The 18,158-nt window shown below is 37.6% G+C and carries 16 protein-coding genes, 1 rRNA gene and 1 other annotated feature; all 17 genes read left to right on the forward strand.

Going from position 1 to position 18,158, the window contains the following annotated elements:
* Positions 1 to 210 precede the first annotated feature (210 nt).
* The 17 genes from rrf to sigH all read left to right on the forward strand — a co-directional run bounded on the left by rrf (position 211) and on the right by sigH (position 18,082).
* Positions 211 to 326 (forward strand): 5S ribosomal RNA (gene rrf / locus BT1A1_RS00450).
* Positions 327 to 1,030: 704 nt separating this feature from the next.
* Positions 1,031 to 2,389 carry a glycerol-3-phosphate transporter gene (gene glpT / locus BT1A1_RS00455; RefSeq protein ID WP_034766949.1) on the forward strand — a complete coding sequence of 453 codons (1,359 nt, stop codon included), beginning with the start codon at positions 1,031 to 1,033 and terminating at the stop codon, positions 2,387 to 2,389.
* Between the two features lie 581 nt (positions 2,390 to 2,970).
* Positions 2,971 to 3,432, forward strand: a complete 462-nt coding sequence (locus tag BT1A1_RS00460) for a CtsR family transcriptional regulator (protein WP_034766951.1) — start codon at positions 2,971 to 2,973, stop codon at positions 3,430 to 3,432.
* A 23-nt stretch (positions 3,433 to 3,455) separates the two neighbouring features.
* Positions 3,456 to 3,998, forward strand: coding sequence for a protein-arginine kinase activator protein McsA (locus BT1A1_RS00465; protein WP_034766953.1), 543 nt, complete (start codon positions 3,456 to 3,458; stop codon positions 3,996 to 3,998).
* 3 nt (positions 3,999 to 4,001) lie between these two features.
* Entirely contained in the window at positions 4,002 to 5,072 is a 1,071-nt protein-coding gene (locus BT1A1_RS00470) for a protein-arginine kinase McsB (RefSeq protein ID WP_034766955.1), read from the forward strand.
* A 15-nt stretch (positions 5,073 to 5,087) separates the two neighbouring features.
* Positions 5,088 to 7,514, forward strand: a complete 2,427-nt coding sequence (gene clpC, locus BT1A1_RS00475) for an ATP-dependent protease ATP-binding subunit ClpC (RefSeq protein ID WP_034766957.1) — start codon at positions 5,088 to 5,090, stop codon at positions 7,512 to 7,514.
* Positions 7,515 to 7,662: 148 nt separating this feature from the next.
* Positions 7,663 to 9,039, forward strand: coding sequence for a DNA repair protein RadA (gene radA, locus BT1A1_RS00480; protein ID WP_034766959.1), 1,377 nt, complete (start codon positions 7,663 to 7,665; stop codon positions 9,037 to 9,039).
* Between the two features lie 182 nt (positions 9,040 to 9,221).
* A complete protein-coding gene (locus tag BT1A1_RS00485; RefSeq protein ID WP_034766962.1) occupies positions 9,222 to 10,307 on the forward strand; it encodes a PIN/TRAM domain-containing protein in 1,086 nt (361 codons plus the stop codon).
* Between the two features lie 219 nt (positions 10,308 to 10,526).
* Complete coding sequence (gene ispD / locus BT1A1_RS00490) at positions 10,527 to 11,216, forward strand: 2-C-methyl-D-erythritol 4-phosphate cytidylyltransferase (protein WP_034766964.1); 690 nt, start codon at positions 10,527 to 10,529, stop codon at positions 11,214 to 11,216.
* Positions 11,217 to 11,236: 20 nt separating this feature from the next.
* Positions 11,237 to 11,713, forward strand: coding sequence for a 2-C-methyl-D-erythritol 2,4-cyclodiphosphate synthase (gene ispF / locus BT1A1_RS00495; protein ID WP_034766966.1), 477 nt, complete (start codon positions 11,237 to 11,239; stop codon positions 11,711 to 11,713).
* A 103-nt stretch (positions 11,714 to 11,816) separates the two neighbouring features.
* Positions 11,817 to 13,271 carry a glutamate--tRNA ligase gene (gene gltX / locus BT1A1_RS00500; RefSeq protein WP_034766969.1) on the forward strand — a complete coding sequence of 485 codons (1,455 nt, stop codon included), beginning with the start codon at positions 11,817 to 11,819 and terminating at the stop codon, positions 13,269 to 13,271.
* 45 nt (positions 13,272 to 13,316) lie between these two features.
* Positions 13,317 to 13,562, forward strand: a binding site (T-box leader).
* 73 nt (positions 13,563 to 13,635) lie between these two features.
* Positions 13,636 to 14,334 (forward strand): serine O-acetyltransferase, encoded by a 699-nt coding sequence (gene cysE, locus BT1A1_RS00505; protein WP_034766972.1) that lies wholly within the window; start codon positions 13,636 to 13,638, stop codon positions 14,332 to 14,334.
* Complete coding sequence (gene cysS, locus BT1A1_RS00510; protein ID WP_034766974.1) at positions 14,285 to 15,682, forward strand: cysteine--tRNA ligase; 1,398 nt, start codon at positions 14,285 to 14,287, stop codon at positions 15,680 to 15,682. Before cysE ends, cysS begins: the two co-directional genes overlap by 50 nt.
* Before the next feature lie 3 nt (positions 15,683 to 15,685).
* On the forward strand, positions 15,686 to 16,111 hold the full coding sequence (locus BT1A1_RS00515) for a Mini-ribonuclease 3 (RefSeq protein ID WP_034766976.1): 426 nt from the start codon (positions 15,686 to 15,688) through the stop codon (positions 16,109 to 16,111).
* Positions 16,104 to 16,841, forward strand: a complete 738-nt coding sequence (gene rlmB, locus BT1A1_RS00520; RefSeq protein WP_034766978.1) for a 23S rRNA (guanosine(2251)-2'-O)-methyltransferase RlmB — start codon at positions 16,104 to 16,106, stop codon at positions 16,839 to 16,841. The genes BT1A1_RS00515 and rlmB overlap by 8 nt, the downstream gene beginning before the upstream one ends.
* 5 nt (positions 16,842 to 16,846) lie before the next feature.
* Positions 16,847 to 17,353 (forward strand): NYN domain-containing protein, encoded by a 507-nt coding sequence (locus BT1A1_RS00525; RefSeq protein WP_034766980.1) that lies wholly within the window; start codon positions 16,847 to 16,849, stop codon positions 17,351 to 17,353.
* A gap of 69 nt (positions 17,354 to 17,422) precedes the next feature.
* Positions 17,423 to 18,082 (forward strand): RNA polymerase sporulation sigma factor SigH, encoded by a 660-nt coding sequence (sigH, locus tag BT1A1_RS00530; RefSeq protein WP_268753549.1) that lies wholly within the window; start codon positions 17,423 to 17,425, stop codon positions 18,080 to 18,082.
* The last annotated feature ends 76 nt before the right edge of the window (positions 18,083 to 18,158 follow it).

Here is an 18,158-nt window from a genome sequence, read left to right on the forward strand (position 1 = left end):
CGAGGAAAAGGAAACACGGCGAAGTAATGAGCCGATGTTGACTTATCGTAGTGAATGAGTGTGAAGTGGCGCTAGTCGCTAGGAGCCGAAGCAAGACAGATAAGAACGTTACTCGGTAAATAGCCTTACGTTATTTAGTTTTGAGAGAATGAAAATTCCCATGCGAAATAATAAACAACATATTATATACATTATGTTGTTTAAAAATAGTCCGGTGATAATGGCGAGAAGGTCACACCCGTTCCCATCCCGAACACGGAAGTTAAGCTTCTCAGCGCCGATGGTAGTGAAGGCCTTGCTTTTGTGAGAGTAGGACGTTGCCGGGCACACAGTAAATGGGTTGTCCAAAAAAGTCAAAATTAATGACTTTTTGGACAACCCTATTCTTTTTTTGAAAAAGTTCCAAAAAATCGCTCTTTCTAGTAATCTGTATCCGATAAGAAACTTCTATAAAAGTGGTAGAAGAGCGTTCTATCTTCAAAACTGTTGATTAAAATTATTTTTTACGGATACTCAAAAAACATGTCGTCGAGATACAGAATTTACCTTCATGTGAAAACAAGACCATATGAAAAAAACGTTAGCTCTAACCGAATTATAATGTACAAATGGACATTTAGCCTTCTTTACAATTTTTTCATTCCTTTTTAATTAATGGCTTCCGTATGACTCAGAATTTTGGAACGACTAGTTTTTATTCGCCTAATTGTAACATCCAAAGTGACAACGATGCCTGAATTATATGATGTTTCGAATTGTTACGTAATATTAAATCAAAAAATTGACAAAAATAAACCTGTCAAAATTTCTTGTGATTTTATTGATTATCAACTGTCAAACTCCCGTAAATACTCCATTGACATCGCTTTCGAAGTATACTAATATAATAATAACAAGTTAATTATGGTGGAGATAGGGAGAACCATGCTTATAATTACTTCTTTCCAAAAGAAAAGAAGTGATTAGTTAAGTATGGTCTTTTTGTTGTCATTCAATATTAATAAAGCTTTTAAATGGGGGGAGAAGAATTATGCTTAAGTTTTTACAGCCAGCTTCACCAATTGAAAGACTACCAAAGGATAAAATTGACCCGGTGTATAAGAAATATAGACTCCAGGTGTTTATCGGTATTTTTATAGGCTATGCAGCGTACTATTTGTTGAGAAAAAACTTTTCAATTGCTATGCCATACTTAACAGAACAAGGCTTTTCAAAGACAGAATTGGGCTTCGCTTTATCAGCCGTTTCGCTCTCATATGGGATTAGTAAATTTGTCATGAGGACCGTATCAGATCGAAGCAATGCTCGTGTATTTCTGCCGTTGGGATTAATCCTTTCTGCATTTGTTAGTTTATTAATGGGCTGTTTCCCATTATTTACATCTTCAGTTGCAATTATGTTTGTTATGTTATTTATTTTAGGGTGGTTTCAAGGAATGGGTTGGCCTCCATCCGGTCGTGTTCTAGTACATTGGTTTAGTGTCAGTGAACGAGGGAGTAAAACTGCAATCTGGAATGTAGCACATAATGTAGGCGGGGGACTAATGGCTCCGATTGCTGTTACAGGAGCTACCTTATTTTCTACGATAGTTGCTTCGAATGCAGGTTTTGAAGGAGTGTTTATCTTCCCAGCATTAATCGCTATTGTAGTTGCTATTATTTCGTATTTCTTAATTCGAGATACTCCTCAATCTGTTGGATTACCTCCAATTGAAGAATACCGAAATGATTATCCAACAAAAACGCGAGAAACATTTGAAAAGGAGCTGACAACGAAGGAGATCTTATTTAAATATGTATTAAACAATAAGTGGGTTTGGGCGATAGCATTTGCGAATATTTTTGTTTATTTTGTACGCTATGGCGTTCTTGACTGGGCACCGATGTACTTAAGTGAAGAAAAAGGTTTTGATATGGATAAATCTAGTATTGCCTACTTCTTATATGAATGGGCTGGTATTCCAGGTACGTTATTATGTGGTTGGATTTCAGATAAGGTATTTAAAGGGCGCCGTGGACCCGCAGGCTTTGTCTTTATTCTTGGAGTTTTAGTTGCTGTTCTTGTGTACTGGTTTAATCCAGCAGGAAAGCCGATTATTGATATGGCTTGTCTAATTGCAATAGGATTTTTAATTTACGGACCTGTTATGTTAATTGGTTTACAAGCACTTGATTTTGTACCTAAAAAAGCTGCAGGAACCGCTGCTGGTTTAACCGGATTATTCGGATACCTAGGTGGCACAGTAACTGCAAATGCTTTAATGGGTGTCCTTGTAGATGCAGCGGGATGGAACGCAGGTTTTATATTGTTAACGATATCATGTGTACTCGCAGCAGTTGTTTTTGCATTTACATGGAATGTTCGTGGACAGGAAATTGTTAAAAACTAATTATTAAATCAATTTAGAAATATCCCTGTTTTAAAAAAGTTAATTCAGGTTTCGATTTGGAGAGATCTTAAGAATAAAGGCATAAAAGGATCGCAGTATTTACCAATCAAGTTTATGCTTTCTTAAGATCTCTTTTGCCAATGACATTTACCAAAATCAGTTTTAAAAAAAGAATGAAACCATTTTTCATAATCTCAAACCTTAGAAAACGTCTCACGCTCTGAATAAATTCCCCGAAACCCCAAGAAATTGAAATAACTTTTACCCGGACTTTAAAAAGTCTTTCCCAAAAACTTATCGCTCAAAAAATGTGTTTAGCATTTTTCAAGGAATCATCGTGAAAGACAACTTTTCAATCAAATCATGTGCTATTTTATGTAAACAATGTTTAGAAGGTACTTTCAAAGGCAACAAATAAATTATAAATGAAAATGGTTATTTGGTTTGCGATTCATAATAAAAAAATATATAATAAATTAAAGTCAAATATAGTCAAAGTCAATAGTTAATAATATAATTGATTATAGGAACTTCTGTTGTTTTTGAAAATAATACAAAGAGGTTTTTGGAGGGAGGAAACCTTGAGAAATATTTCGGATATCATTGAGGAATATTTAAAGCAAATATTAGAGATGAGTGAAGAAGAAATATTAGAAATTAAACGCAGTGAGATTGCCAGTAAATTTCAATGTGTTCCTTCACAGATCAATTACGTTATTAATACAAGATTTACCCTTGAACGCGGCTATTTAGTTGAGAGTAAACGTGGCGGTGGCGGATATATTCGGATTATTAAAGTTAGACCGAATAGTAAGAAACACCTTATCGACCAATTGTTTGCGATCATTGGTAATCAAATTCCTCAATCTTCTGCTACAGATATCATAAATCGATTACGAAAAGAAGGAGTTATTAATGAACGTGAAGAAAAAATAATGTTAAGTGCACTGGATCGTTCAGTAATTTATTTAGACTTGCCCGAACGAGATTTAATAAGGGCAAGAATTTTAAAAGCAATGTTATTAACTCTAAAGTATGAATAATATCATAAGGCAGGGGAACTAAGTTGATATGTCAAGAGTGTCAAAAAAGGACTGCAACCTTGCATTTTACAAAGATTATTAATGGGGAAAAAACGGAAATACACCTTTGTGAACATTGTGCACAAGAAAAAGGTACAGAGTTTATGATTAGTGGTACTTCCGGATTTGCAATTAATAATTTATTAGCAGGATTATTCAATTTGAACTCGAATATAGAACAATTAAATCAAAATAATCCGATCCAATCCGGCGAAATTATTCAATGTGACAGATGTGGAATGACATTAAATCAAATTTTGAATATTGGACGTTTCGGATGTGCACATTGCTATAAAGCATTTCAAGAACAATTAAATCCACTTTTAAGAAGACTCCATGGAGGAAATTGGAAACATAATGGAAAAATCCCTCAACGTTCCGGTGGAGTCCTGAACATCCGGAAGAAAATTGATATCTTAAAAGAAACGTTACAAACCTTAGTTGCTAAGGAAGAATTTGAAAAAGCCGCTGAAGTAAGGGATGAAATTCGCCTTTATGAGAAACAATTGCAAGAGGGGGGCGAATAAACTATGTCAATCGAACGGTTTATAAATCAATCGATAAGTTCCTGGATGAATGCAGATGGTCCCCAGGCTGACATTATTTTGACTTCCAGAATTCGTCTGGCAAGAAATTTAAAAGATTACTTATTCCCAACCATTTTTACAAAAGAGGAAGCTGACAAAGTCCTAAAACAAGTTGAATCTGTTATTCCACTTTTAAATTTGCATCCGCTAAAAGATGCGGAATTGTTAAAAATGGAAGAACTTCAACCTTTACAGAAACAAGTGTTAGTGGAAAAACATTTAATTAGTCCAAGTTTAGCCGATCAGTCTATTACCGGTGCATGTCTGTTATCGCAAAATGAAGAAATTAGTATTATGATTAATGAAGAGGATCATATTCGAATACAATGTATTTTATCAGGATTGCAATTACAAGCAGCTCTTGATCTTGCTAATGCGGTTGATGACCAGCTTGAACAGCACTTGGATTATGCGTTTAATGAAGTGCGTGGTTATTTAACAAGTTGTCCGACAAATGTTGGAACAGGACTTCGGGCTTCTGTTATGCTGCATCTCCCCGGTTTGGTCATGACACAACAAATGAGACAGTTGATTCCATCTATTAATCAACTTGGTTTAGTTGTCCGGGGGATTTATGGAGAAGGGAGCGAGGCTTTAGGCAATATCTTCCAAATTTCCAATCAAATTACATTGGGAAAATCCGAACAGGATATTATCATAGACTTAAATGATGTGGTTCAACAGATTGTTAATCAGGAGCGTGCGGCCAGAGAAGCGATTATTAAAACATCCGGTGTTCAATTAGAAGATAAAATTTATCGTTCATTAGGGGTACTAATGAACAGCAGGATTATTGAAACAAAGGAAGCGGCTCAATGTCTGTCCGATGTGCGCCTTGGCATTGATATCGGATATATAAAAAATATCTCAAGGAATATTTTGAATGAGTTAATGATTCTTACACAACCCGGTTTTTTACAACTTTATGCAGGTGGAGGACTTAGGCCATTTGAGCGAGATGTAAGGAGGGCAACGATGATTCGTGAACGCCTCCAAATGGAAAATAACAACTGATAAGGAGGTAAATATATGCTATTTGGACGATTTACTGAAAGAGCACAAAAGGTATTGGCACTTTCCCAGGAAGAAGCCATCCGTTTAAAACATGTGAATGTAGGGACCGAACATATTTTGTTAGGATTAGTCCGGGAAGGTGAAGGGATTGCTGCTAAAGCTTTGTTTGGAATTGGATTAACTCCGGAAAAAATACAAAAAGAAGTGGAAAATTTAATTGGTGTTGGCAAAGAATTAACACAAACTCCCCAATATACGCCGAGAGCGAAAAAGGTTATTGAACTATCCATGGATGAAGCAAGAAAACTCGGGCATTCCTATGTCGGAACGGAACATATTCTTCTCGGGTTAATTAGAGAAGGAGAAGGTGTGGCTGCACGTGTACTTAGCAATCTTGGCGTAAGTTTAAATAAAGCACGGCAACAAGTTCTTCAGCTGTTAGGTAACAGTGATTCGGGTGCTTCTAATGGGAGTGTAACGAATGTAAACACACCAACTTTGGATAGTCTTGCCAGAGATTTAACACAAGTGGCAAGGGACGGCAATCTCGATCCTGTTATTGGTCGCAGTAAAGAAATTCAACGGGTTATTGAAGTATTAAGCCGTCGAACAAAAAACAACCCGGTCTTAATTGGTGAACCCGGTGTCGGAAAAACGGCGATTGCGGAAGGACTGGCACAACAAATTGTCAACAATGAGGTGCCGGAAATTTTACGTAATAAACGGGTAATGACCTTAGATATGGGGACCGTTGTTGCCGGAACGAAATATCGCGGAGAATTTGAGGATCGTCTCAAAAAAGTAATGGACGAAATTCGTCAGGCCGGAAATATTATTCTATTTATCGATGAATTGCATACGTTAATTGGCGCGGGTGGTGCTGAAGGTGCAATTGACGCATCCAATATTTTAAAACCTTCGTTGGCACGTGGTGAATTGCAGTGTATCGGTGCAACGACCCTTGATGAATATAGAAAATATATTGAAAAAGACGCAGCACTAGAACGAAGATTCCAACCGATCATGGTCGATGAGCCAACAGTAGAAGAATCTATTCAAATTTTACAAGGACTTCGTGACCGGTATGAGGCTCACCACCGGGTAGCGATTACCGACGACGCAATTGTAGCTGCTGTAACTCTTTCTGATCGATATATTTCCGACCGTTTTTTACCGGATAAGGCCATCGACGTCATTGATGAAGCCGGTTCAAAAGTTCGTCTCCGTAGCTTTACGACACCGCCAAACTTAAAAGAATTAGAAGTAAAGCTGGATGAAGTTCGGAAAGAAAAAGATGCGGCGGTTCAAAGTCAGGAATTTGAAAAAGCTGCATCATTAAGGGATATGGAACAAAGACTCCGTGAGCAACTTGAAGAAACAAAGAAAATATGGAAAGAAAAACAAGGAAAAGAGAACAGCCAAGTTACTGTTGAAGACGTCGCAAGCGTAGTGTCTAGCTGGACAGGGATTCCGGTATCAAAAATTGCAGAAACAGAGACAGAAAAATTATTGAAACTGGAAGAAATTCTTCATAATCGTGTCGTAGGCCAAACGGAGGCGGTTAAAGCTATTGCCAAAGCTGTACGAAGAGCAAGAGCCGGACTAAAGGATCCGAAGCGTCCAATCGGTTCATTTATTTTCTTAGGTCCTACCGGTGTTGGTAAGACCGAATTAGCAAGGGCTTTAGCTGAAGCAATGTTCGGTGACGAAGATGCAATGATTCGGATTGATATGAGTGAGTACATGGAGAAACACTCCACATCACGTCTTGTCGGCTCACCACCGGGATATGTCGGTTATGATGAAGGCGGTCAATTGACTGAAAAAGTAAGACGAAAACCCTACTCCGTTATTTTGCTGGATGAAATTGAAAAGGCACATCCGGATGTATTTAATATTTTATTACAAGTATTAGAAGATGGACGTCTTACCGATTCGAAAGGAAGAACGGTTGATTTCAGGAATACAATAGTAATCATGACTTCTAATATCGGAGTAGAGTCATTGAAAAGAAATAAGTATGTTGGATTCAGTGTCCAAGATGGAAATCAAGATTATAAAGACATGAAAGATCGTGTCATGGAAGAGTTAAAGCGGGCTTTCCGTCCGGAATTTTTGAACCGGGTTGATGAGATTATTGTATTCCACTCTCTTGAAAGGGAACATTTGAAAAAAATTGTTGACTTGCTTCTGGAATCATTAAAGAAACAATTAAAAGAGCAAGGTGTCGAATTAACATTAACAGATTCGGCTAAAGAAAAAATTACAGAAGTAGGCTATGATCCGGAATACGGGGCAAGACCTTTACGCCGTGCGATTCAAAAACATGTTGAAGATTTACTATCTGAGGAATTATTAAGAGGAACAGTGAAGCCCGGTCAACATGTTACTGTGGATGTTGAAGAGGATGAATTTAAAGTAAAAGCAAATGTATACTCTTAATGAATATCAGTTGAAGGAATAAACATTAGGAGGCAACTTTTCTAAATACAACTTTAGTAGGTTGCCTCGTTACCTTATATATGGGAAAATAAGGTAGAAAAATACAAAAATATAACAATGTTTTTATATTAAGGGGAAAATAATATAGATGGCTAAAGTGAAAACAAAATTTATTTGTCATTCTTGCGGCTATGAATCACCAAAATGGTTAGGGCGCTGTCCGAACTGTCAACAATGGAATACATTTGTTGAAGAGATTCAGGAAGTAACAGGCAATCGCCATGCCGGATTTTCTCATCATTCACCATTGACATCGGATCGAAAGGCGGTTCCTCTTACAACGGTTGAATCTAAAGAGGAAACGCGGGTTTTAACTAATTCAGTTGAATTGAATCGTGTTTTAGGCGGTGGGATTGTCAATGGCTCACTCGTGTTAATCGGTGGAGATCCCGGGATTGGGAAATCAACATTACTTTTACAAGTTTCCAACCAGTTGGCTACCAAAGGATTGAAAGTACTGTATATATCAGGTGAAGAATCTGTAAAACAAACAAAAATGCGTGCTGATCGTTTAGGAATAACAAGCGGCAATTTATACGTACTTTCGGAAACGGATATGTTGTTTATTGAACAAACAATTCAAGAAATCAAACCGGATTTTACAGTAATTGACTCCATCCAAACGATATACCACCCGGATGTGACCTCTGCTCCAGGTTCCGTTTCTCAAGTTAGGGAATGTACGAGTGGAATGATGAGAATAGCCAAAAGAAGTGGGATTCCGATATTCATTGTGGGGCATGTAACGAAGGAGGGGGCTATTGCCGGTCCAAGAGTTTTAGAACATATGGTTGATACGGTTCTTTATTTTGAAGGGGAACGACATCATTCGTTTCGAATTTTACGTGCGGTAAAAAACCGTTTTGGCTCTACAAATGAAATTGGTATATTTGAAATGAAAGAAGAGGGTTTAAATGATGTTGCCAATCCGTCAGAAGTTTTTTTAGAAGAACGCTCAATGGGTTCTTCGGGTTCAACCGTAGTTGCATCAATGGAAGGCACCCGACCGATTTTAGTTGAAGTCCAATCCTTAATTTCGCCATCAACATTTGGAAATCCTCGCAGAATGGCAACTGGAATCGATCATAATCGTGTTTCTTTACTCATGGCCGTTTTAGAAAAACGTGTTGGGATGTTATTGCAAAACCAAGACGCCTATTTGAAAGCAGCTGGTGGGGTAAAATTAGATGAACCGGCCATCGACTTAGCTATTGCTATTAGTATAGCTTCCAGTTTCAGGGACACACCGACACGGGCAACCGATTGTTTTATCGGTGAAGTCGGATTAACAGGTGAAATTAGGCGAGTATCACGAATCGAACAGAGGGTAAGGGAAGCAGCAAAGTTAGGATTTAAAAGAATAATAATTCCCCGGAACAATATAGGTGGCTGGGAAATTAACCAACCTATTCAAATTATTGGGGTAGCGACGATTAATGAAGCGCTTCAAGTAGCATTCGATTAAGGAACGATCTGTTTTCTTAATATAAGGAACAATAAGTTGTTCTGGGTGCCCTTACATTTTTTGATAGATTCTGTTGGAAAATAACTATTTCATTCTGATTACATTTAAAAAATAAATCTGTTATATAACGTTTCAAAAATTAGTAATTGTTTATAATGTATATTATACGAGGAGGTGAGTTTATGCTTACACGTATTGTCCAAACTTGTTTCCTGTTTGTAGGAGGAACATTAGGTGTTCTGTTTTTACCGTTTTTATATCATCTGACAAACCTAGATCAGTTTGCACTTGTTGATAACCCTTTTGTATCTGCAATCCTAGGAGCTATTATCTTTTATCTTATCACTTTTTGGGCTGTTAAATATGTTGTGAATTTTATTAAGTGGGTCGAGGAATCATTAATAAAAGCGCCAATTTTGGATTTACTGTTCGGAACAATAGGATTAATACTCGGATTGGTTGTAGCGTTTTTGATTAGTTATGCCTTAAATGCTGTATTCTTACCTGTTCTTAATGAAATTGCCCCGATTATCTTGACTATGCTTTTTGGCTATCTGGGTTTCCAAGTAGGTTTTAAAAAGCGGGATGAACTATTAAGTATTTTCCAAAATCGGGCAAATAAGAAAAAAGTAGCAGATGGTAATACCCAAAAAGGTAGTGGTCAATTAAAAATTTTAGATACTAGTGTCATTATTGACGGCCGAATTGCGGATATTTGTCAGACAGGTTTTTTGGAAGGGACCATTGTGATTCCCCAATTTGTTTTAGAAGAACTGCAACATATTGCTGATTCATCAGATGTTCTAAAGCGAAACCGCGGCAGAAGAGGGCTTGATATTTTAAATAAAATCCAAAAAGAGCTTCCCATTAAAGTGGAAATATATGAAGGGGATTTTGAAGATATCCAAGAGGTTGACAGCAAGCTGGTAAAATTGGCTAAATTAACAAATGGTACAGTGGTTACCAATGACTTTAATTTAAATAAAGTATGCGAGCTTCAACAAGTAAACGTGCTAAATATTAATGACTTGGCTAATGCGGTTAAACCGGTCGTTCTTCCGGGTGAGGAAATGATTGTCCAAGTAATTAAAGACGGGAAGGAACATAACCAAGGAATTGCCTATCTTGATGACGGAACGATGATTGTTGTTGAAGAAGGACGTAATCATATAGGTAAAACAATTACTGTTCTCGTAACAAGTGTATTGCAAACATCTGCAGGTCGAATGATATTTGCCAAGCCCAAATTATTAGAGAAAGCCTTATAGATTAATGAAAGGAGGATCCAATTTGAATTATGATCCTCCTTATTTTAATATATTAAGAAAAGGCTGTTTTAAAATTTTGTTGCTATTGGATGCAGAAGCGGATACATAAAACTTGAAATCGTTCCTGAGGTTAGAAGTGATTAAAAGTTATTTTTCAATCAAAATGCAACAATCTTACAGAAAAGAGTCAAAATATAGAGGATCAGGGGAAGTATACGAATGGAATATCATGTTGTCATCCCGGCAGCAGGTACGGGGAAACGAATGGGTATGGAAAAAAACAAATTGCTTGTTTATATTGATGAAATACCGGTACTTGTACATACCTTGAAAATTTTTGAAAAGGACAATTGGTGTAAATCCATTACACTCGTTATTCATAAACAGGATCGAAAAGAAATAAGGGACTTGGTTGAGCAATTTCAATTAAGAAAAATTGCGGCTATGGTAGAAGGAGGCAGTGAACGGCAACAGAGCGTATATAAAGGATTGCAACAGCTGCAAAGTGAATGCATTGTGCTTATACATGACGGGGCAAGACCCTTTGTAAAGCAAAAATATCTTCATCAACTGGTTGAAAAGGCAAATCACTACGGGGGAGCGGTGTTAGCTGTTCCGGTAAAAGATACAATCAAAAAAGTGAGGAACCGTATTGTTGAGGAAACGATTGATCGTTCAACATTATGGTCGATCCAAACGCCTCAAGCATTTCAACTCCATTTAATCATGAATGCCCATAAAAAGGCTGAAGAAGATGGATATATAGGGACAGATGATGCTAGTTTGTTAGAAAGATTTGGAGGAAAAGTTGTTGTGGTTGAAGGAGATTATGAAAATTTTAAAATAACCACACCGGAAGATTTAATTTTTGCCAATGCAATTATTCAAAGACAAAAAGGGAATGAATAACAGGAAAAGGAGAGATTGGCTTGTTGCGTGTTGGACAAGGATATGATGTTCACCAGTTAGTTGCAGGACGTCCGTTAATTATTGGCGGGGTACATATCCCGTATGAAAAAGGGCTTTTGGGGCATTCAGATGCGGATGTTTTATTACATGCAGTGACAGATGCGTGTTTAGGAGCGGTTGGTTTAGGTGATATCGGCAGTTATTTCCCGGACAATGATGATGCTTATAAAAATGCAAACTCCGCTGTTTTATTGAAAAATGTTTGGGAAATGATTAAAGATAAAGGTTACCTACTGGTAAATATTGATGCCACTATTATTGCACAAAAGCCGAAAATGGCACCCTATATTGAATTAATGAAAACAAATATTGCCGCTATTCTGGAAGCTGAACGAGAACAAATAAATGTTAAAGCAACAACCACGGAAAAGCTCGGATTTACAGGAAGAGAGGAAGGGATTGCCTCATTGGCTGTCGTTTTGTTAGAAAAGGTTTAAAATAATTCAAGTTAAGATGATAACAAATCTCTGTTTTTGTTGTAAAATAAGTAAAGTTAACGATAGTAAAAACGTATTGATAAATAATTGGAGGTAAATTTAAATGAGCGACATACGCGTTCGATATGCACCGAGCCCAACCGGTCATTTACATATCGGAAATGCAAGAACGGCACTTTTTAATTATTTATTTGCCCGTAATCAAAAGGGTCAATTTATTATTCGGATAGAGGATACGGATCAAAAGCGGAATATTGTCGGCGGGGAAGAAAGTCAGCTAAAATATTTAAAATGGCTTGGTATGGACTGGGATGAAAGTGTTGATGTCGGTGGTGAATATGGACCGTATCGGCAATCAGAACGACTCGACATTTATAAAAAATATTATGAGGATTTACTGGAAAAAGGATTAGCCTATAAGTGTTATTGCACGGAAGAAGAATTAGAAAAAGAACGGGAAGAACAAATTGCCCGTGGAGAAGCACCGCGTTATTCCGGTAAATGCCGTCATTTAACAAAAGAAGATCAGGCTAGACTTGAAGCGGAGGGACGAAAACCAAGTATTCGTTTCCGTGTCCCGGAAGGAAAAGTTTATCGCTTCAATGATATCGTCAAGGGGGAAGTTTCCTTTGCGTCTGAAGATATCGGGGATTTTGTCATTGTCAAAAAAGACGGGATGCCGTTATACAATTTTGCTGTGGCTATTGATGATCATTTAATGAAAATCAGTCATGTTCTTCGCGGTGACGATCATATTTCCAATACACCGAAACAATTAATGATTTATGAAGCGTTTGGATGGGAACCTCCAACTTTTGGACATATGACATTGATTGTTAATGAAAATCATAAAAAATTGAGTAAACGGGATGAATCGATTATTCAATTTATCGAACAATACGAAGCGCTCGGCTATTTACCGGAAGCATTATTTAATTTTATTGCATTATTAGGCTGGTCACCGGTTGGAGAAGAGGAAATTTTCTCCAAGGAAGAGTTAATCGAGATATTCGACCCGGCTCGCCTCTCCAAATCACCTGCTGTTTTTGACAGACAAAAATTGATTTGGATGAATAACCAATACATGAAAAAACTTCCGGTTGAAAAAGTTGTAGAATTGGCATTGCCACATTTAGTGAACGCAGGACGTGTTCCTGAAAATCCAAGCCCCGAACAATTGGAAATGGTGAATAAACTGGTTGCTCTTTATCAAGAACAAATGAGTTATGGGGCGGAGATTGTTTCATTGTCCGAGCTTTTCTTCAAAGAGGAAATCAGCTATGATGAAACTGGAAAAGCAATCTTAAGTGAAGAACAAGTACCTGAAGTATTACGGGCATTTTTACAAGAACTGGAGGATTTAGAGCCATTCGAAGCTGCGGAAATTAAAGCTGCAATCAAACGGGTTCAAAAAGCGACCGGTCAAAAAGGTAAAAAATTGTTTATGCCAATCCGTGTTGCTGTTACAGGTCAAGAACATGGACCGGAACTACCGAATACAATCGAGTTATTAGGCAAAGAAACAGTAAAAAAACGGATCCAAAACATTTTAAGTTAACTTTTTTATAAAAATGTAATATAGTAAATGTACAAAGAGAATAAAATGAAAGCTGTGACGGGGAGAAGTAAATAATGATACTTTTTCAGAGAGGATCACATAAGCTGAGAGTGGTCTAAAGTTATGGTTATTGAAATGCACCCCGGAGTCCTTTGTTGAAACAATCATTGGAGTAGGTAAAGGCGGCATCCTACCGTTATTAGGACAGAGTTGGGACCATAAACCTTCATTTGCTGTTTCTATAAAATTGGTCCAAACAGAGTGGAACCGCGCAAAATTAGCGTCTCTGTCCTTGTGACAGGGGCGTTTTTAATTTTTAGAAAAGCAAAAAGGGAAAGAGATTCTAGCCAAAGAGGGTGAGATGATGTTTAAAAGGATGAAAGAAGATATTGAAGTTGTTTTTGATCAGGACCCTGCAGCCAGGAGTTATGTGGAAGTAATTTTGACCTACTCAGGATTACATGCCATTTGGTTCCATCGGATTGCTCATTGGTTTTTTAAGAAAAAATTATTTTTTGTGGCTAGATTTATTTCACAATTCAGCCGGTTTTTGACCGGTATTGAAATCCACCCGGGAGCAAAAATCGGTCGACGCCTTTTCATCGATCATGGGATGGGTGTAGTTATTGGGGAAACTTGCGAAATTGGCGATAATGTAACCATTTATCAAGGTGTAACACTTGGAGGGACAGGTAAAGAAAAAGGGAAAAGACACCCGACATTGAAAGATAATGTGCTGGTTGCTACCGGTGCGAAAGTGCTCGGCTCAATCACCATTGGCGAAAATTCAAAAATTGGTGCCGGTTCGGTCGTATTAAAAGATGTTCCTCCGAACGCAACTGTGGTAGGAATTCCCGGGCATGTAGTTGTTCAAGATGGTGTGAAAATAAAGAAAGATCTGAATCATACGGACTTGCCTGATCCGATAGCCGACATTTGCAAATCGATGCAACAACAAATAAATGAACTCAAAGATGAAATCGAACGGCTAAAGAAGGAAAGGAGTTTAGAAGATGTCCATTCGAATTTACAATACATTGACGCAGAAAAAAGAAGTGTTTAAACCGATAGAAGAAGGAAAAGTAAAGATGTATGTGTGCGGGCCGACCGTTTATAATTATATTCATATCGGCAATGCACGGCCCGCGATCGTTTTTGATACGGTACGTCGCTATTTAGAGTTTCGTGGTTATGAAGTGAAGTATGTATCGAATTTTACCGATGTGGATGATCGAATTATCAAAGCAGCGAACGAAAATAATGAAGATGTGTTTTCTTTGGCCGACCGGTTTATCCGGGCTTATTTTGAAGATATCGCTGCTCTCGGATGCCTCAAGGCTGCACATCATCCGCGGGTTACTGAAAATATGGATATTATCATCCATTTTATTAAAGGCCTCATTGATAAAGATTTTGCTTATGAATCGGATGGGGATGTGTATTTTCGGACGAAGAAATTCCAAGAATACGGAAAGTTATCTCATCAATCAATTGATGATTTACGACTTGGTGCAAGAATTGAAGTAGGCGAGAAAAAACAGGACCCGCTGGATTTTGCTCTTTGGAAAGCGGCAAAACCCGGTGAAGTATACTGGGAAAGTCCATGGGGAAAAGGCCGACCGGGTTGGCATATTGAATGCTCGGCAATGGCAAGGGAATATCTCGGTGATACGATTGATATTCATGCCGGGGGGCAGGATTTGACATTTCCACACCATGAAAATGAAATCGCTCAATCGGAAAGTTTAACGGGAAAACCTTTTGCAAATTATTGGATGCATAATGGCTATATTAATATTGATAACGAAAAAATGTCCAAATCGTTAGGAAACTTTGTGCTTGTTCATGACATTATTACGCAGCATGACCCGAATGTATTACGCTTTTTTATGCTGTCGGTTCATTACCGGCATCCGATTAATTACAGTGAAGAATTATTGAACAACGCAAAATCAGCATTGGAACGCTTACAAACGTCGTACCAAAACTTAAAACATCGCTTGGAGGCGAGTACAAACTTAGTAGAAGATGACCAAAAATGGCTCGATCAAATTGCAAACTTCCATAATCAATTTATTGAGGAAATGGATGATGACTTTAATACAGCCAATGCAATATCGGTTCTGTTTGAGGTATCCAAGTTGGCAAATTATTATTTGATGGAAAAAAATACATCGCCAGTTGTGATTCGTAAATTTTTAGAGACATTTGAACAATTTTTTAATGTTTTAGGATTGGAACTGACCAAAGACCAATTACTGGATGAGGAAATTGAACAATTGATTACAAAAAGAAATGAAGCGAGAAAAAATCGTGATTTTCATACAGCCGATCAAATTCGTGACCAATTAAAAGAGATGAACATCGTTTTGGAAGATACCCCTCAAGGAACGCGTTGGAAAAGGAGTTAACGTATGCTGATAAGTGATTATGTTCGAGACCCAAAAAGCTTAAATAGTCTTGCCCTTGCCTACATGGGTGACGCCGTCTATGAAGTATATGTCAGGCGTCACTTATTAAAAAAAGGGGAAGTAAAACCGAATATCTTACAGAAAAAAGCGATTCAATATGTATCGGCAAAAGCACAAAACTTTATTATCCATGCTTTTATTAACGATGAATATCTGACTGAAGAGGAATTGGCCGTTGTCAAAAGAGGAAGAAATGCGAAAAGTCATACAACCCCTAAAAATACGGATGTTCAAACCTATCGTTATAGCACTGCCTTTGAAGCATTGCTTGGGTATCATTTTCTCTCGCAAAACTTCCTTCGTTTGGAGGAATTAATCCAGCAAGCTTTTATGAAAGTAGAAGAAAGAATAGGTGATCAACATGGATGATTTTATTATTGGAAAAAATCCTGTTTTGGAGGCAATCAAGGCAAAGCGGGATATAAATAAAATATGGATAGGCGAAGGTTCCCAAAAAGGGGCGATGCAACCAATTATTAAAGCGGCAAAGGAAAATCAATTAATTATTCAGTTTGTACCTAGAAGAAAGCTTGATGAAATGGTGGACGGCAACCATCAAGGAGTAGTTGCTCAAGTTGCCGCTTATCAATATTATGAACTTGATGAACTGTTCAGAAGGGCAGAAGAGCAAAATGAACCCCCTTTTTTCCTCATCTTGGATGAAATTGAAGATCCGCATAATTTGGGCTCCATTATGCGTACGGCAGATGCCTGCGGGGTCCATGGCATCATTATTCCAAAACGAAGATCAGTTGGTTTGACAGCAACTGTGGCAAAGGCTTCGACCGGAGCAATTGAGCATATTCCTGTTGTAAGAGTAACAAATATTACCCGGATCATAGATGAACTGAAAGAAAAAGGAGTATGGATTGCCGGAACAGATGCCAAAGGAGACATGGATTACCGGGATGTTGATGGAGTCTTGCCGATTGCCCTTATCATCGGCAGTGAAGGAAAAGGGATCAGCCGATTACATAAAGAAAAATGTGATTTTCTTCTGCAATTACCAATGAGAGGTCATGTCACTTCCTTGAATGCATCGGTAGCAGCGGCACTGCTAATGTATGAAATTTATCGAAAACGTAGTCCGTTAAGGTAAAACCCATGGATATTCTTATTGTTGATGGATATAACATGATCGGAGCATGGCCAGAATTGCAGAAATTAAAGAATAAAGATTTAGCAGCTGCAAGGGATTTACTAATTGAAAAAATGGCTGAATACCAAGGGTTTACCGGAGTCAAAGTCATCATTGTTTTTGATGCCTATATTGTAAAAGGCTTAGAACGGAAATATAGAAATTTTAATATCGAGATTATTTTTACTAAGGAAAAGGAAACGGCAGACGAAAGAATTGAAAAATTGGCTAATCAGTTGGTTAACCGTACAACAAAAGTATTTGTCGCGACATCTGATTATGCTGAGCAAGGGCAAATTTTTGGCAAGGGAGCATTTCGTAAATCTGCCCGGGAATTGTATAATGAAATTAAAGAAATAGAAAAAAAGATTTCAAAAAATGTGGATGAAATTAAGCATGAACGGCCAATTTCCAAAATACCTTTAACGAAGGAAGTGCTTGATTTTTTTGAAAGATTCAGAAGAGGCGAATGAATGATGTTGACGCTATAAAAATTGCTAATGTATAATGTACCTAACAACTGAGTGGCCGGGGTGATGTTCTTGAGGGAAAAGGGTAAAATATACGGTAATCTTCAGTTTGGCAATATGGATGATGAGCAACTCGTTGAAATGGTTCACAAAGGAGATAGTGAGGCACTTGATTATTTAATCCATAAATATCGTCAGTTCGTCCGAGCCAAAGCAAGATCGTATTTTTTAATTGGTGCTGACCGTGAAGACATTGTTCAGGAAGGTATGATCGGATTATTTAAGGCCATCCGGGATTATAAAGATGATAAGTCGTCGTCTTTTAAAGCGTTTGCGGAATTGTGCATTACAAGGCAAATTATTACGGCAATTAAAACGGCAACGCGGCAAAAGCATATTCCCCTCAATTCTTATGTATCATTGGACAAGCCTGTCTATGACGAAGAATCAGATCGGACTTTAATGGATATGTTGACAGAAACAAAATCATTGGATCCGGAAGAGCTAATTATTAATCAGGAAGAATTTGATCATATTGAAATAAAAATGGCAGAGTTGTTAAGTGACTTGGAGCGGGAAGTTTTAGCATTATATTTGGACGGGCAATCCTATCAGGAAATTTCCGGAGAGTTGAATCGACATGTCAAGTCAATTGATAATGCTTTACAAAGAGTGAAACGGAAACTGGAAAAATACTTAGAATCCAGGGAAACGCCGATGAAGGGTTTGTAATTTTATAGAATAAGAATAAAACATCCGGGTCAATAACTTTGGACTAGTTTTATTGTTCAGTTCCACAAGAAAAACC

This window comes from Caldibacillus thermoamylovorans (genome assembly GCF_000751775.1).
In the GTDB taxonomy this organism is placed as follows: domain Bacteria; phylum Bacillota; class Bacilli; order Bacillales; family Caldibacillaceae; genus Caldifermentibacillus; species Caldifermentibacillus hisashii.

Excerpts from the sequence above, each read along its gene's own strand:
- glpT (WP_034766949.1), top strand. The coding sequence starts at position 1,031 with ATGCTTAAGTTTTTACAGCCAGCTTCACCAATTGAAAGACTACCAAAG.
- BT1A1_RS00470 (WP_034766955.1), top strand. The coding sequence starts at position 4,002 with ATGTCAATCGAACGGTTTATAAATCAATCGATAAGTTCCTGGATGAAT.
- clpC (WP_034766957.1), top strand. The coding sequence starts at position 5,088 with ATGCTATTTGGACGATTTACTGAAAGAGCACAAAAGGTATTGGCACTT.
- radA (WP_034766959.1), top strand. The coding sequence starts at position 7,663 with ATGGCTAAAGTGAAAACAAAATTTATTTGTCATTCTTGCGGCTATGAA.
- BT1A1_RS00485 (WP_034766962.1), top strand. The coding sequence starts at position 9,222 with ATGCTTACACGTATTGTCCAAACTTGTTTCCTGTTTGTAGGAGGAACA.
- ispD (WP_034766964.1), top strand. The coding sequence starts at position 10,527 with ATGGAATATCATGTTGTCATCCCGGCAGCAGGTACGGGGAAACGAATG.
- gltX (WP_034766969.1), top strand. The coding sequence starts at position 11,817 with ATGAGCGACATACGCGTTCGATATGCACCGAGCCCAACCGGTCATTTA.
- cysE (WP_034766972.1), top strand. The coding sequence starts at position 13,636 with ATGTTTAAAAGGATGAAAGAAGATATTGAAGTTGTTTTTGATCAGGAC.
- cysS (WP_034766974.1), top strand. The coding sequence starts at position 14,285 with ATGTCCATTCGAATTTACAATACATTGACGCAGAAAAAAGAAGTGTTT.
- BT1A1_RS00515 (WP_034766976.1), top strand. The coding sequence starts at position 15,686 with ATGCTGATAAGTGATTATGTTCGAGACCCAAAAAGCTTAAATAGTCTT.
- rlmB (WP_034766978.1), top strand. The coding sequence starts at position 16,104 with ATGGATGATTTTATTATTGGAAAAAATCCTGTTTTGGAGGCAATCAAG.
- BT1A1_RS00525 (WP_034766980.1), top strand. The coding sequence starts at position 16,847 with ATGGATATTCTTATTGTTGATGGATATAACATGATCGGAGCATGGCCA.